Below are 13701 nucleotides of genomic sequence, written 5' to 3' on the forward strand. Positions count from 1 at the left end.
TTGTTCCTGTTGATCCTCACACCGCTTTTGCTGGTGTCGGTCGTTCTGGGGGCATGGCGTTTCGTGGCGGCGCAGCGCACCTCCGAAGAGCTGTTCGACCGGGGGCTTTTGTCGGCGGCACTGGCGATCTCGCGCGATGTGGGGATTTCCGAAGGCGACGCCCTGTCGCCGCGCACGCGTCAGCTGATCTCGGACGCGGGCGGGGGCGAGGTGTTCTACCACGTGACCGGCCCCGGCGGTATCTATGTCACCGGATATGCCTATCCGCCCCGACCCAGCGCCCAGGTGACGCCGCAAGACCCGCTTTATTTCGTGGCGACCTATCGCGGCGACGAAGTGCGCGTCATGCGCATGTCCGAAACGACCACCATCGACAACCTGACCGGCATGACGGTCGTGACGGTCTGGCAGCGCGTGTCCGACCGAAACGCCTTTGCCGCGCAGCTGGCTCGCCGGACCCTGATCGTCATGGCGGCACTGATGGCGACGCTGGCGGTCGTGGTCTGGTTCGGCGTGTTGCGGGGCCTGCGCCCGTTGCGCGGATTGCAGGACGCGATCGCGCGGCGTTCGCCCGATGATCTCAGCCGGATTCAACGCCCGGTCCCGACCGAGGTCTCCGGCATCGTCTCGACGCTGAACCGGCTTTTCGGACAGATGGAAAACAGCATTCAGGCGCATCAGGCTTTCATCTCGGACGCGGCGCATCAGTTGCGCAACCCGGCAGCGGCAGTGCTGGCGCTGGCCGAAACGCTGCCGCTTGCCCGAAAGGCGGGCACCGGCGCAGAGCGCGAGGAGGACCTAATCGATGCCGCCCGGCAACTCAGCCGCCTGACCGATCAGCTTCTGTCACTCGAACGGCTACATTATAATGGTTTGCAAAACCCGCGGCGGGTGGACCTGGCCGAGATCGCAAAACAGGCCAGCCGCGCCGCCGCGCCGCAGGTTTTGTTGCAAGACCTGCAATTCGAGTTCGACGCGCCAGAGGGTGAGCTTCCCGTTTTCGGTGATGAGGTTCTGCTGCGCGAGGCGCTCACCAACCTGATCGACAACGCCTTGTGCCATGGCGGCCCGGATATGACGACGATCTGGGTCCGCGTTGCGCAGGTCGCGGATCAGGCGGAACTGTCGGTCAGTGACGATGGTCGCGGCTTGCCGCAGGACAAGATCGACGTGGCCTTCCGCCGCTTTGGGCAGTTGGAGACCGGGGCCGGCAGCGGTTTGGGGCTGACCATCGTGGACGAGGTGGTCAAGAACCACGCCGGAGAGATCGCCGTCGTGCCCGTCACCAAGGGCACCACGATCCGCATTCGCATCCCCCTGTTCGATGGCACCGCCGACACGCCGGACGCCGCAAGCACCACGCCGCGCGATTAGGCGCGCGCTGCATGGGTGGCGGTCTGGTTTCATAGCCTTGGGGCTAGCTTTCATTCTGCGGCTGTGTAAAATTTATTTCGGTAGAGGAAATATTTTCATGCCGCGATTGCCAGCGCATCTGCTGCCCCGCCGGGCCACGGATCGGCGTGCCCCTAAAATGCGAGACGACATAACTTGACACAGACTTCCGAAAAAGCCGCCAAGCCCGCCGCCAAACTGTCGCAAGACCCGCACGCCCTGCGAGAGACCCGTGAGAAGAACCTCGAAACCGCGATTGGCCGCCAGGTGCGCGAATTGCGCAAACGCCAGCGGCTGACCGGATCGGATCTGGCTGTGATGACCGGTTTGTCGGTGGGGATGCTGTCCAAGATCGAAAACGGTGTGATTTCCCCATCGCTCAACACGCTGCAAACCTTGGCCGACGCGCTGCGGGTGCCGTTTTTGCAGCTTTTCTCGGGCTTTGAAGAACGGCGCGGCGCGATGCATGTCAAAGCCGGGCAGGGCGCAGAGGTGGAGCGTGAGGGCACGCGCTCGGGCCATCAATACCAGCTTCTGGGGCATATCGGTTCGAACAATACCGGCGTGGTGGTCGAACCCTATCTGCTTGTTCTGACGGATGAAGCCGACCGTTTTCGCACCTTCCAGCATGAGGGGATGGAGTTCCTTTATATGATCGAAGGCGTGGTCGGTTATCGGCATGGCGACCAGCTTTACCGGCTAGAACCAGGCGATAGCCTGCTCTTCGACGCCGATGCCCCCCATGGGCCGGAGGAGTTGATCGAACTGCCCGCGCGATTCCTCTCCATCATCACCTATCCGCAACAGAAGTGATGCCGGTGCAGCCCAAATTCGCGGCGGGCGCTTGGAAAAATGCCCAATAATCGCGCAGAATTCGGCTCGCGAAATCTTTTGTAAAGAAATATTCCCCCGGGGAAATAATTTGGATTGAGGGTGAACATTATTTCCCGGTAAGAAATCTCCGACGGCGCCAGCGCCAAAGCAAAACGGAGAATGCAATGTGTGGGATTGTAGGGCTGTTTCTCAAACGGGATGAGCTGCGCCCCCAGCTTGGTGACATGCTCACCGATATGCTCATCACCATGACCGATCGCGGTCCCGACAGTGCGGGCATCGCGATCTATGGCGACGAGGCCGAGGGCCGGGTCAAGATCACGGTGCAGTCCGATACACCGGATACGGATTTCGAAGGGCTCGAACCCGCGCTGAGCGCCGAAATCGGCGTCGCCGCGACGACCCGCGTGATCGATACCCATGCGGTGTTAAGCGTGCCGTCGGACAAAGAGGCCGCAGCCATCGCTTGGCTCGAAGCGCGCGGCTTGCGGATCATGGGGTCTGGCCAGTCGATGGAGATTTACAAGGAAGTCGGCCTGCCCAAGGACGTGGCCGCCCGCTTTGGTCTGCGCGACATGGGCGGCAGCCACGGCATCGGCCATACCCGCATGGCCACCGAAAGCGCGGTGACGACACTTGGGGCGCACCCGTTCTCGACCGCGGATGACCAATGCCTTGTGCATAACGGCTCGCTGTCGAACCACAACCAGATGCGCCGCAAGCTCGCCCACAAGGGGGTCTTTACCCGGTCCGAAAACGATACCGAGGTGGGCGCGGCCTATATCTCGTCGCGGGTGGCCGATGGCGACACGCTGGGCGAGGCGCTGGAAGGCACTTTAAAGGATCTGGACGGCTTCTTCACCTTTGTTGCGGGCACCAAGGACGGCTTCGGCGTCGTGCGCGACCCGATCGCCTGCAAGCCCGCCGTGATGGCTGAAACCGACGATTACGTCGCCTTCGCCAGTGAATACCGGGCCTTTGCCGATCTGCCGGGCATCGAAGCAGCCCGCATCTGGGAGCCGGAGCCCGCAACTGTCTATTTCTGGGAGCGTTGATCCATGACCATCACGCTGGATATGGCGCAGACCGATCTGCGCACCGTCAACACCACGCTGCAAGCGGCTGCCAAGGGGCAGGCGAATGAGGCGTATATCATCGAAAACCCGCGCGGCAGCCATGCGATGGCCTGCGGCCTTGATGGGGCGCTGGATGTCACGGTCAAAGGCTCGACCGGGTATTACACCGCCGGGATGAACAAGGACGCCACCGTGACGGTCGAAGGCTCCGCCGGGCCGGGTGTCGCGGAAAACATGATGTCGGGTGTCGTGACCATTCAGGGCGACGCCAGCCAATATGCCGGGGCGACCGGGCATGGCGGTTTGCTGAACATCCGGGGCAATGCGTCCTCGCGCTGCGGCATTTCGATGAAGGGCATCGACATCGTGGTGCATGGCAGTATCGGCCATATGTGCGCGTTCATGGCGCAAAAGGGCAATCTTGTCGTGCTGGGCGACGCGGGCGACGCGCTGGGGGACAGCCTGTACGAGGCGCGTCTGTTCGTGCGGGGATCGGTCAAATCCCTTGGGGCCGATTGCATCGAAAAAGAGATGCGGGACGAACACCTGACCCTGCTGGCCGAGCTTCTGGAAAAAGCCGGGGCGGATGCCAAACCCGAAGAGTTCAAGCGCTACGGCTCTGCCCGCAAGCTTTACAATTTCAACATCGATCACGCAGACGAATACTGAGGAGCGCGATATGGACAAGACACCGCAGACCCTGCCGCGCCAGAGCTGGACCTTCTCGAACGAAGTGAATTCCGAAATTCGCCGCGCTGCCGCCACGGGCATCTATGACATTCGCGGCGGGGGCGCCAAGCGCCGCGTTCCGCATTTCGACGACCTGCTGTTTCTGGGCGCGTCGATGTCGCGCTATCCGCTCGAAGGCTACCGCGAGAAATGCGACACCTCGGTTGTGCTGGGCACGCGCTTTGCCAAGAAGCCGATCGAATTGAAGATCCCGATCACCATCGCGGGCATGTCCTTTGGCGCGCTTTCCGGTCAGGCGAAAGAGGCGCTGGGCCGCGGCGCGACCATGGCGGGCACCTCCACCACCACCGGCGACGGCGGCATGACCGAGGAAGAGCGCGGCCATTCCGAAAAGCTGGTCTATCAATACCTTCCGTCGCGCTACGGGATGAACCCGGACGATCTGCGCCGCGCCGATGCCATCGAAGTGGTCGTCGGGCAGGGGGCCAAGCCGGGCGGTGGCGGGATGCTGCTGGGCCAGAAGATCACTGAACGGGTCGCGGGAATGCGCGATCTGCCGCAAGGGATCGACCAACGCTCCGCTTGCCGTCACCCGGATTGGACCGGGCCGGACGATCTGGAGATCAAGATCCTCGAACTGCGCGAAATCACCAATTGGGAAAAGCCGATCTATATCAAGATCGGCGGCGCGCGCCCCTATTACGATACTGCGCTAGCGGTGAAGGCGGGGGCCGATGTGGTCGTGCTGGACGGGATGCAGGGCGGCACGGCGGCGACGCAGGATGTGTTCATCGAACATGTGGGGCAGCCGACGCTGGCCTGTATCCGCCCCGCCGTTCAGGCGCTTCAGGATCTGGGAATGCACCGCGAAGTGCAGCTTGTCGTATCGGGCGGTATCCGGGGCGGCGCGGATGTGGCCAAGGCGCTTGCGCTGGGTGCGGATGCGGTGGCCATCGGAACGGCGGCGCTGGTCGCGCTGGGCGATAACGATCCCAAATGGGAAGCCGAATACCAAAAGCTCGGCTCCACCACCGGCGCTTATGACGACTGGCACGAAGGGCGCGACCCGGCGGGCATAACCACGCAAGACCCGGAGCTGTCCAAACGGCTCGATCCGATCGCGGCAGGCCGCCGCCTGCGCAACTATCTCAACGTGATGACACTGGAATGCCAGACCATCGCGCGGGCCTGTGGGCATAACCACGTCCACAATCTCGAACCGGAAGATTTGTGCGCCCTGACGATGGAAGCCGCCGCAATGGCACAAGTGCCGCTGGCGGGGACCAATTGGTATCCGGGCAAACCCGGCTTCTGAACCCACGCCAAGACGCGGCATCAAAGGGGCGGGGAACTGCCCCGGCCAACAGACAATCAAAGGACAGGACAGTGACAGACCTCGCAGCCTTCGCCGCCGAAAACGGCATCAAGTATTTCATGATCTCCTTCACCGACCTGTTCGGCGGGCAACGGGCCAAGCTGGTTCCGGCACAGGCCATCGCCGACATGCAGGAAGACGGCGCGGGCTTTGCCGGTTTCGCCACATGGCTCGACATGACCCCGGCGCATCCTGACATGCTGGCGGTGCCGGACCCTGAAACGGTGATCCAACTGCCATGGAAGCCTGAAGTCGCATGGGTCGCCGCGAACCCGGTGATGGAAGGCAAAGAGGTCGAACAAGCCCCGCGCAACGTGCTGCGCAAGCTGGTGGCCGAAGCCGCCGAACTGGGCCTGAACGTCAAAACCGGGATCGAGGCGGAATTCTTCCTGCTGACGCCCGAAGGGGACAAGATTTCAGACCCCGCCGATACTGCCGAAAAGCCCTGCTATGACCAGCAGGCGGTGATGCGCCGCTACGACGTGATCGCCGAAGTCTGCGATTACATGCTGGATCTGGGCTGGGGGCCGTATCAGAACGACCACGAGGACGCCAATGGCCAGTTCGAGATGAACTGGGAATTCGACGATGCGCTGATCACGGCGGATCGCCATTCCTTCTTCAAGTTCATGGTCAAATCAGTGGCCGAAAAGCATGGTCTGCGCGCCACGTTCATGCCCAAACCCGTCGAGGGGCTGACCGGCAATGGCTGCCATGCGCATATCTCGGTCTGGGATCTTGAGGGCAAGACTAACGCCTTTGCGACCGACAAGGGCACCGGCCCCACGGGCGAGCTTGGCCTGTCCGAGCAGGGCGCGCATTTCCTGGGTGGCATCATGAAACATGCCGAAGCTCTGGCCGCGCTGACCAACCCGACCGTGAACAGCTACAAGCGGATCAACGCGCCGCGTACCATGTCGGGGGCTAGCTGGGCACCCAATACGGTCACATGGACCGGCAACAACCGCACCCACATGGTGCGCGTGCCGGGGCCGGGCCGCTTTGAACTGCGTCTGCCCGATGGCGCGGCGAACCCCTATCTTCTGCAAGCGGTCATCATCGCGGCGGGCCTGTCCGGCATCGCCTCCAAGGCCGATCCCGGCCCGCGCTATGACATCGACATGTATGCCGAAGGCCATACCGTGACCGACGCACCCAAACTGCCGCTGAACCTTCTGGATGCGATCCGCTGGTTCGACGAGGACGCCGAGTTGAAAGCCAAGCTGGGCAACGATTTCTCGGCCTCTTACGTCAAGATGAAGATGCAGGAATGGACCTCCTTCGTGTCGCATTTCTCGCAATGGGAACGTGAAAACACGCTCGATATCTGAGCCTTGGACCGGGACGATTTCCATGCGTTTTTCTGGCTTTCGCGTGCTGGCGGAGGCGCTGACCGGCCATACCGGTTGGCGCCCGCTATGGCGCAATCCTGACCCCCAGCCCGCCTATGACTACATCATCGTGGGCGGCGGCGGGCATGGCCTTGCAGCGGCCTATTACCTTGCCAAGACTTTCGGCAAGGCCCGCATCGCGGTGCTGGAAAAGGGCTGGCTTGGCTCTGGCAATATCGGGCGCAACACGACGATCATCCGGTCGAATTACCTGCTGCCCGGCAACCAGCCTTTCTACGAGTTTTCCATGAAGCTCTGGGAGAACCTGGAGCAGGAATTCAACTTCAACGCCATGGTCAGCCAGCGCGGTATTCTCAACCTGATCCACTCGGACGGGCAGCGCGATGCGTTCCGCCGCCGGGGCAATGCGATTCTGCTGTCGGGGGCGGATGCGGAACTGCTGAATGCGGATCAGGTGCGCGACATGGCCCCGTTCCTGAATTTCGACAATGCGCGTTTTCCGATCAAGGGCGGGCTTTTGCAGCGCCGCGCCGGGACTGCCCGCCATGATGGCGTGGCCTGGGGCTATGCGCGCGGGGCCGATCTGGCGGGTGTGGACCTGATCCAGAACTGCGAAGTCACCGGCTTCCGGATCGAAGGCGGCGCGGTGCGCGGGGTCGAAACCTCGCGCGGGTATATCGCGGCGGGCAAGGTCGGCGTGGCGGTGGCCGGATCGTCCAGCCGCGTGATGCAGATGGCCGGGATGCGCCTGCCGATCGAAAGCCATGTCTTGCAGGCCTTCGTCTCCGAAGGGCTCAAACCCACCATTCCGGGCGTCATTACCTTTGGGGCAGGGCATTTCTATGTCAGCCAGTCCGACAAGGGCGGTCTGGTCTTTGGCGGCGATCTGGATGGCTACAACTCCTACGCACAGCGCGGCAACCTGCCCACGATCGAAGACGTGGCCGAAGGGGGCATGGCGCTGATGCCGATGATCGGGCGCGCGCGGTTGCTGCGCGCTTGGGGCGGTATCATGGACATGTCGATGGATGGCTCGCCGATCATCGACAAGACCCCGATAGACGGTCTCTTCCTGAATGCGGGCTGGTGCTATGGCGGGTTCAAGGCGACACCGGCCTCTGGCTATGCCTTCGCGCATCTGCTGGCGACTGGCACCCCCCATGACACCGCGCGCGGCTACCGGCTGGACCGGTTCGCCACAGGCCATGTGATCGACGAAAAAGGCGTGGGAGCCACGCCCAACCTGCATTGAGGCCCTCTGATGCTGATCCCTCATCCTCTCCTTGGTTTGCGCGACGCGCAGGAGTTCACCTATCTGGGCGATGCCAGCCTGATCGCGCGCCCTGACGGCATGGCCGAAGGGGCCGAGGCCGCCTTTGCCGAATATGTCTATCAGCGCGACAATCCGGCGGGGCTGCACCGCGAATTGTGGTTCCACGAACAGGGCGACCGGTCTTGGCTGGTCGTGACGCGCGATACCACGACACACGAGATCATCGGGGCCGAACTGGCGCGCGACGTGTCGCTGGCCCGGCGGGAGGCGGGCGCATGACCCGGCTTCCCGGCGGGCTGATCGACCGCGACAGAACCGTGACCTTCCGCTTTGACGGGCGGCGCTATCTGGGGCATCCCGGCGACACGCTGGCCTCGGCGCTGCTGGCCAACAATGTGCGGCTGGTCGGGCGCAGCTTCAAATACCACCGCCCGCGCGGTGTGTTCTCTGCCGGATCGGAAGAGCCGAACGCGATGGTCGAACTGCGCAGCGGCGCCCGGCAAGAGCCGAACACCCGCGCCACCACCATCGAACTGTTCGAGGGGCTGACCGCCAAAAGCCAGAACCGCTGGCCCGCGCTTGGCTTCGATGTGCTTGGGGTCAACGATCTCTTCTCGCCGTTCTTCGCGGCGGGCTTTTATTACAAGACCTTCATGTGGCCCAAGGCGTTCTGGGAAAAGCTGTATGAGCCAGCCATCCGCAAGGCCGCCGGTCTGGGCAGCCTGTCGATGGAGCCTGACCCGGATGCCTATGACAAGGGCTTTCTGCATTGCGATCTGCTGGTGATCGGCGGCGGCGCTGCGGGGCTTGCAGCGGCGCTGACCGCCGCCCGGACCGGCGCGCGGGTGATCCTTGCCGATGAGGATTTCCGCCTTGGCGGGCGTCTGCTGGCAGAGACGCATACCCTCGATGACGCGCCCGCGACCCGGTGGCTGTCCGAAGTGGAAGGCGAACTCGAAAGCCTGCCCAACCTGCGCATCCTGCGCCGCACCACCGTCTTCGGCGCTTTCGACCACGGTATTTACGGCGCCGTCGAACGGGTCGCGGATCATCTGCCGCAGCCAGACACCGTGCGCCAGACGCTTTGGCGGATCACGGCCAAGCGCGCGATCCTTGCCACCGGCGCGACGGAGCGGCACATCCCCTTCGCCAATAACGATCGCCCTGGCATCATGCTGGGCGGCGCGCTGCGGGCTTATGCCAATCGCTGGGCGGTCAGTCCGGCGCATCGCGTGGCGATCTTTACCAGCACCGATGACGGGTATCGCACGGCGCGCGATCTGGCCGCCAAGGGCGTGCAAATCGCGGGCGTCATCGACCCCCGGCCAGAGCCGCGCTCGACCGGCGATTTCCCGATCTTCCCAGGCGCTGTGGTCACCAATACGATCGGGCGGCTTGGCCTGCGCCATGTGGAAATCCGGCAGGGCGATCAGACCCATTGGCTGGAATGCGGCGCGCTGGGTGTCTCGGGCGGATGGAACCCGAATGTGCATCTGATGTCCCATCATCGCGGACGGCCGGTCTGGTCGGATGCGCATCTGGCGTTCCTGCCGGGCGCGGGCGGTCCTGCAGGGCTTATTCCGGCAGGGGCGGCCAATGGCAAGGGCACGGTCCACGGCGCGTTGCAGTCCGGCGCTGCGGCGGCAGAGCAGGCCATGGCCGATCTGGGGCGCGACGCCGGACTGCCGGATTTGCCGCAGGCCGATGACAGCCCGGCCACGCAAACCGCGCTTTGGCATGTGCCGGGCACGGCACGCGCATGGGTCGATTTCCAGAACGATGTCACTGTGAAGGACATCAAGCTGGCGCATCAGGAAAACATGACCCCGGTCGAGCATCTCAAACGCTGGACCACGCTGGGCATGGCCACAGATCAGGGCAAAACCGCCAATGTCACCGCGCTGGCGGTCATGTCGGAACTGACGGGCAAGCCGATCCCCGAGACGGGCACCACCATCTTTCGTCCGCCCTATACGCCTGTGTCCCTGTCGGTTCTGGGCGGCGGCAATACCGGACCGGAATTCCGGCCACGCCGGCTGACGCCGACCCACACATGGGCCGAGGCGCGCGGCGCGGTCTTTGTCGAGGTCGGGCAGTGGATGCGGGCGCAGTATTTCCCGCAGCCGGGTGAAACCCATTGGCGCGAAACCGTCGACCGCGAAGTGCTGGCCACGCGCGCGGGTGTCGGGCTGTGCGATGTGACGACGCTGGGCAAGATCGACGTGCAGGGCGCGGATGCGGCAGAGTTCATCAACCGGATTTACTGCAACGGTTTCAAGACCCTGAAGACCGGCATGGTGCGCTATGGCCTGATGCTGCGCGAGGATGGCATGGCCTTTGACGATGGCACCTGCGCCCGTATGGCGGACGATCAATTCGTCGTCACGACCACCACCGCACAGGCGGGCGCGGTCTATCGCCATATGGAATTCGCGCGCCAATGTCTTTGGCCAGAGCTTGACGTGCAGCTGATCTCCACCACCGATGCCTGGGCGCAATTGTCCATTGCGGGGCCAAAGGCGCGGATGCTGCTGGAGCGTGTCATCGACGCGCATGACACCTCGAACGAGGCGTTCCCCTTCATGTCCTGCGCGCCGGTGACAGTCTGCGGTGGGCTGCGCGCGCGGCTGTTCCGGATCTCTTTCTCGGGCGAATTGGCCTATGAACTCGCGGTTCCGGCACGCTATGGCGCGGCGCTGATGGCGCGTCTGGTCGATCTGGGCAAAGACCTTGGCGCGACGCCCTACGGCACAGAGGCGCTGGGCGTGCTGCGGATCGAAAAGGGCCATGCAGCGGGCAATGAGCTCAACGGTCAGACCACGGCGCAAATGCTGGGCATGGGGCGCATGGTGTCGGCCAAGAAGGACTCCATCGGCGCGGTCATGTCGCGGCGCGCGGGGCTGGTCGCCGATACGCGGGTTCTCGTCGGGCTGCAGGCGGTCGATCCCGAAACGCCCGTGGTGGCCGGGGCGCATCTGTTCGAAACCGATGCCGCGCAAACCACGCAAAGCGATCTGGGCTGGATTACTTCTGCCTGCCATTCACCGCATCTGGGCTGTGCGATCGGCCTTGGCTATCTGACCGGGGGCGCAGACCGCATGGGCACGGAAATCATCGCCGCGAACCCGCTCGAAGGGCAAAGCACGCGGGTGCGCGTTGTCAGCCCTCATTTCATCGACCCGGAGGGAGGACGCCTGCGTGACTGACCTGACACCCATAACCGCCCTTGGGGCCGCCGGGCCGCGCATCGCCCGGTTGGGCGCGCTGACCCTGAGCGAACGGCCCGATGTGGCGCTGGCCTCTCTCGCGCTGCGCCGGGACGCAGCGGAACCATCGCCCATGGGCCTGACCCTGCCGGGGCCGGGCGGGTTGGTGCAGGAAGGGGATTACTTCGCCTTCTGGTCTGCGCCGGGACAATGGATGATCGGCGCCAAGGACGCGGCCCAGACCGATTTCGCCGCCACCCTGTCGCAAGAAGCCCCCGGATGTTCGGTGACCGAACAGACCGATGGCTGGGTTGTCATCGACATATCGACCACCAAAGGAACACTTCATCCTCTATTGGAAAAACTGGTCAACATCGATGTCGCGCATTGCCATTCGAATGGCGCTTTCCGGACTGGCATCGAACATCTCGGCGTGTTCGTTCTGTGCCGGAACGCCGCCGACGTCACGGTGCTGGGGATGCGCTCCGCAGCAGGGTCGTTATGGCACGCATTGGAAACAGCGGCCGCGCGCGCCGCAGCAGGAGAGAACAGATGACCGCCCGGAAAATCGATGGCAAGGCCTTCGCGGCCAAGGTGCGTGCGCAGGTCGCCACAGAGGTGTCGCAACTCAAGGCGGCGCACGGCATCACCCCCGGTCTGGCCGTTGTGCTGGTCGGAGAAGACCCGGCAAGCGAGGTCTACGTGCGCAACAAGGGCAAGCAGACGATCGAATGCGGCATGGCCTCTTTCGAACACAAGCTGGCCGCCGATACCAGTGAATCCGCGCTGCTCGACTTGATCTCAAATCTCAACAATGATCCGCAAGTGCATGGTATCCTTGTGCAACTGCCGCTGCCGGGGCATCTGAACGAAGATCTGGTCATCAATGCCATCGCGCCGGAAAAAGATGTGGACGGTTTTCATATTTCCAATGTCGGGCTGCTGGCGACCGGGCAAAAGGCGATGGTGCCCTGCACGCCGCTGGGCTGCCTGATGATGCTGCGCGAAGAGCACGGATCGCTTTCGGGGATGAATGCGGTGGTCGTGGGCCGGTCCAACATCGTCGGCAAGCCGATGGCGCAACTTCTGCTGCGTGACAGCTGCACCGTGACGATCGCCCATAGCCGCACCCGCGATATCGAAGCGCTGTGCCGCACGGCGGATATTCTTGTCGCCGCCGTGGGCCGCCCGCAGATGGTCACAGGCGACTGGGTCAAGCCCGGCGCGACGGTGATCGACGTGGGCATCAACCGCATCGAAAAGGAAGGCGGCGGCACCCGGCTTGTGGGCGACGTGGATTTCGACAGCGCGGCAGAGGTTGCCGGCGCGATCACGCCAGTGCCCGGCGGTGTCGGCCCGATGACCATCGCCTGCCTGCTGGCCAACACGCTGACCGCCTGCTGCCGCGCAAATGGCCTGCCCGAACCCGAAGGGCTGACGGCGTAACGCCCGCGTCCCGACCCTTGATCTGACCCCATTCCCCCTTTTCCCGGCCCGATCCACGCCGAGACATGTCCAAACCGGAGACTGACATGAGCAAATACGCCCTGACCGTAACCTGCAAATCCACCCGTGGGATTGTGGCGGCCATCGCGACCTATATGGTCGAACACGGCTGCAACATCACCGACAGTGCCCAGTTCGACGATATGGAGACCGGCAATTTCTTCATGCGGGTCAGCTTCCATAGCGAAGAGGGCGTCGATCTAGAGAAAATGCGCGAAGGTTTCGCCGACACGGCGGAAAAATTCGAAATGACCTACAATTTCCATGACGAGGCCGAGAAGATGAAGGTCGTCATCATGGTGTCCCGCTTCGGGCACTGCCTGAACGATCTGCTGTACCGGGTGCGGATCGGCGCGCTGCCGATCGAGGTCGTGGCCGTGATCTCCAACCACATGGATTACCAGAAAGTCGTGGTCAATCAGGACATTCCGTTCCATTGCATCAAGGTGACCAAGGAAAACAAACCGCAGGCAGAGGCGGCGATCATGCAGGTGGTCGAGGACACCGAAGCGGACCTGATCGTGCTGGCGCGCTACATGCAGATCCTGTCGGACGAGATGTGCCAGAAGATGAGCGGCAAGATCATCAACATCCACCACTCCTTCCTGCCGTCCTTCAAGGGGGCGAACCCCTACAAGCAAGCGTTCCAGCGCGGCGTCAAACTGATCGGGGCCACATCGCACTACGTGACGGCCGATCTGGACGAAGGCCCGATCATCGAACAGGACATCGTGCGCATCACCCATGCGCAATCGGCCAATGACTATGTTTCGCTGGGCCGCGATGTGGAAAGCCAGGTTCTGGCCCGTGCCATTCACGCCCATGCCCATCACCGCGTGTTCCTGAACGGGAACAAAACCGTGGTCTTCCCGGCATCGCCCGGCAGCTATTCCAGCGAACGCATGGGCTGACGCCTACGCGCCTTGCGCAATTGCGACATGCCGGTGCGCCGTGGCTGGATTTTTCCGGCTGCGGCGCATACTCATTCAGGCCATGA

General features: G+C 63.3%; 12 protein-coding genes. All 12 read left to right on the forward strand.

Annotated elements, in window-relative coordinates:
• Complete coding sequence (locus E4Z66_RS00855) at positions 1-1374, forward strand: sensor histidine kinase (protein ID WP_246035820.1); 1374 nt, start codon at positions 1-3, stop codon at positions 1372-1374.
• Between the two features lie 174 nt (positions 1375-1548).
• Positions 1549-2205, forward strand: coding sequence for a helix-turn-helix domain-containing protein (locus E4Z66_RS00860; protein WP_136461051.1), 657 nt, complete (start codon positions 1549-1551; stop codon positions 2203-2205).
• Between the two features lie 185 nt (positions 2206-2390).
• Positions 2391-3281, forward strand: coding sequence for a class II glutamine amidotransferase (locus E4Z66_RS00865; RefSeq protein ID WP_136461052.1), 891 nt, complete (start codon positions 2391-2393; stop codon positions 3279-3281).
• A gap of 3 nt (positions 3282-3284) precedes the next feature.
• The gene (locus E4Z66_RS00870) at positions 3285-3971 is read left to right on the forward strand and encodes a GltB/FmdC/FwdC-like GXGXG domain-containing protein (RefSeq protein WP_136461053.1); all 687 of its coding nucleotides are present in this window, start codon (positions 3285-3287) and stop codon (positions 3969-3971) included.
• A gap of 10 nt (positions 3972-3981) precedes the next feature.
• Positions 3982-5307 carry an FMN-binding glutamate synthase family protein gene (locus E4Z66_RS00875; RefSeq protein ID WP_136461054.1) on the forward strand — a complete coding sequence of 442 codons (1326 nt, stop codon included), beginning with the start codon at positions 3982-3984 and terminating at the stop codon, positions 5305-5307.
• 119 nt (positions 5308-5426) lie between these two features.
• The gene (glnT, locus tag E4Z66_RS00880) at positions 5427-6698 is read left to right on the forward strand and encodes a type III glutamate--ammonia ligase (RefSeq protein WP_246035896.1); all 1272 of its coding nucleotides are present in this window, start codon (positions 5427-5429) and stop codon (positions 6696-6698) included.
• A gap of 22 nt (positions 6699-6720) precedes the next feature.
• On the forward strand, positions 6721-7971 hold the full coding sequence (locus E4Z66_RS00885) for a sarcosine oxidase subunit beta family protein (RefSeq protein ID WP_136461056.1): 1251 nt from the start codon (positions 6721-6723) through the stop codon (positions 7969-7971).
• Positions 7972-7980: 9 nt separating this feature from the next.
• A complete protein-coding gene (locus E4Z66_RS00890) occupies positions 7981-8271 on the forward strand; it encodes a sarcosine oxidase subunit delta (protein WP_136461057.1) in 291 nt (96 codons plus the stop codon).
• A complete protein-coding gene (locus E4Z66_RS00895) occupies positions 8268-11198 on the forward strand; it encodes a sarcosine oxidase subunit alpha family protein (RefSeq protein WP_136461058.1) in 2931 nt (976 codons plus the stop codon). The genes E4Z66_RS00890 and E4Z66_RS00895 overlap by 4 nt, the downstream gene beginning before the upstream one ends.
• A complete protein-coding gene (locus E4Z66_RS00900) occupies positions 11191-11754 on the forward strand; it encodes a sarcosine oxidase subunit gamma (RefSeq protein WP_136461059.1) in 564 nt (187 codons plus the stop codon). The genes E4Z66_RS00895 and E4Z66_RS00900 overlap by 8 nt, the downstream gene beginning before the upstream one ends.
• The gene (gene folD / locus E4Z66_RS00905) at positions 11751-12644 is read left to right on the forward strand and encodes a bifunctional methylenetetrahydrofolate dehydrogenase/methenyltetrahydrofolate cyclohydrolase FolD (protein WP_136461060.1); all 894 of its coding nucleotides are present in this window, start codon (positions 11751-11753) and stop codon (positions 12642-12644) included. The genes E4Z66_RS00900 and folD overlap by 4 nt, the downstream gene beginning before the upstream one ends.
• 86 nt (positions 12645-12730) lie before the next feature.
• Entirely contained in the window at positions 12731-13615 is an 885-nt protein-coding gene (purU, locus tag E4Z66_RS00910; RefSeq protein ID WP_136461061.1) for a formyltetrahydrofolate deformylase, read from the forward strand.
• The last annotated feature ends 86 nt before the right edge of the window (positions 13616-13701 follow it).

It is taken from the genome of Aliishimia ponticola, from assembly GCF_004803475.1.
Classification (GTDB): domain Bacteria; phylum Pseudomonadota; class Alphaproteobacteria; order Rhodobacterales; family Rhodobacteraceae; genus Aliishimia; species Aliishimia ponticola.

Coding starts and splice junctions, on each gene's coding strand:
- E4Z66_RS00885 (WP_136461056.1), top strand. CDS start 6,721: ATGCGTTTTTCTGGCTTTCGCGTGCTGGCGGAGGCGCTGACCGGCCAT.
- purU (WP_136461061.1), top strand. CDS start 12,731: ATGAGCAAATACGCCCTGACCGTAACCTGCAAATCCACCCGTGGGATT.
- E4Z66_RS00865 (WP_136461052.1), top strand. CDS start 2,391: ATGTGTGGGATTGTAGGGCTGTTTCTCAAACGGGATGAGCTGCGCCCC.
- folD (WP_136461060.1), top strand. CDS start 11,751: ATGACCGCCCGGAAAATCGATGGCAAGGCCTTCGCGGCCAAGGTGCGT.
- E4Z66_RS00875 (WP_136461054.1), top strand. CDS start 3,982: ATGGACAAGACACCGCAGACCCTGCCGCGCCAGAGCTGGACCTTCTCG.
- E4Z66_RS00895 (WP_136461058.1), top strand. CDS start 8,268: ATGACCCGGCTTCCCGGCGGGCTGATCGACCGCGACAGAACCGTGACC.
- glnT (WP_246035896.1), top strand. CDS start 5,427: ATGATCTCCTTCACCGACCTGTTCGGCGGGCAACGGGCCAAGCTGGTT.
- E4Z66_RS00870 (WP_136461053.1), top strand. CDS start 3,285: ATGACCATCACGCTGGATATGGCGCAGACCGATCTGCGCACCGTCAAC.
- E4Z66_RS00890 (WP_136461057.1), top strand. CDS start 7,981: ATGCTGATCCCTCATCCTCTCCTTGGTTTGCGCGACGCGCAGGAGTTC.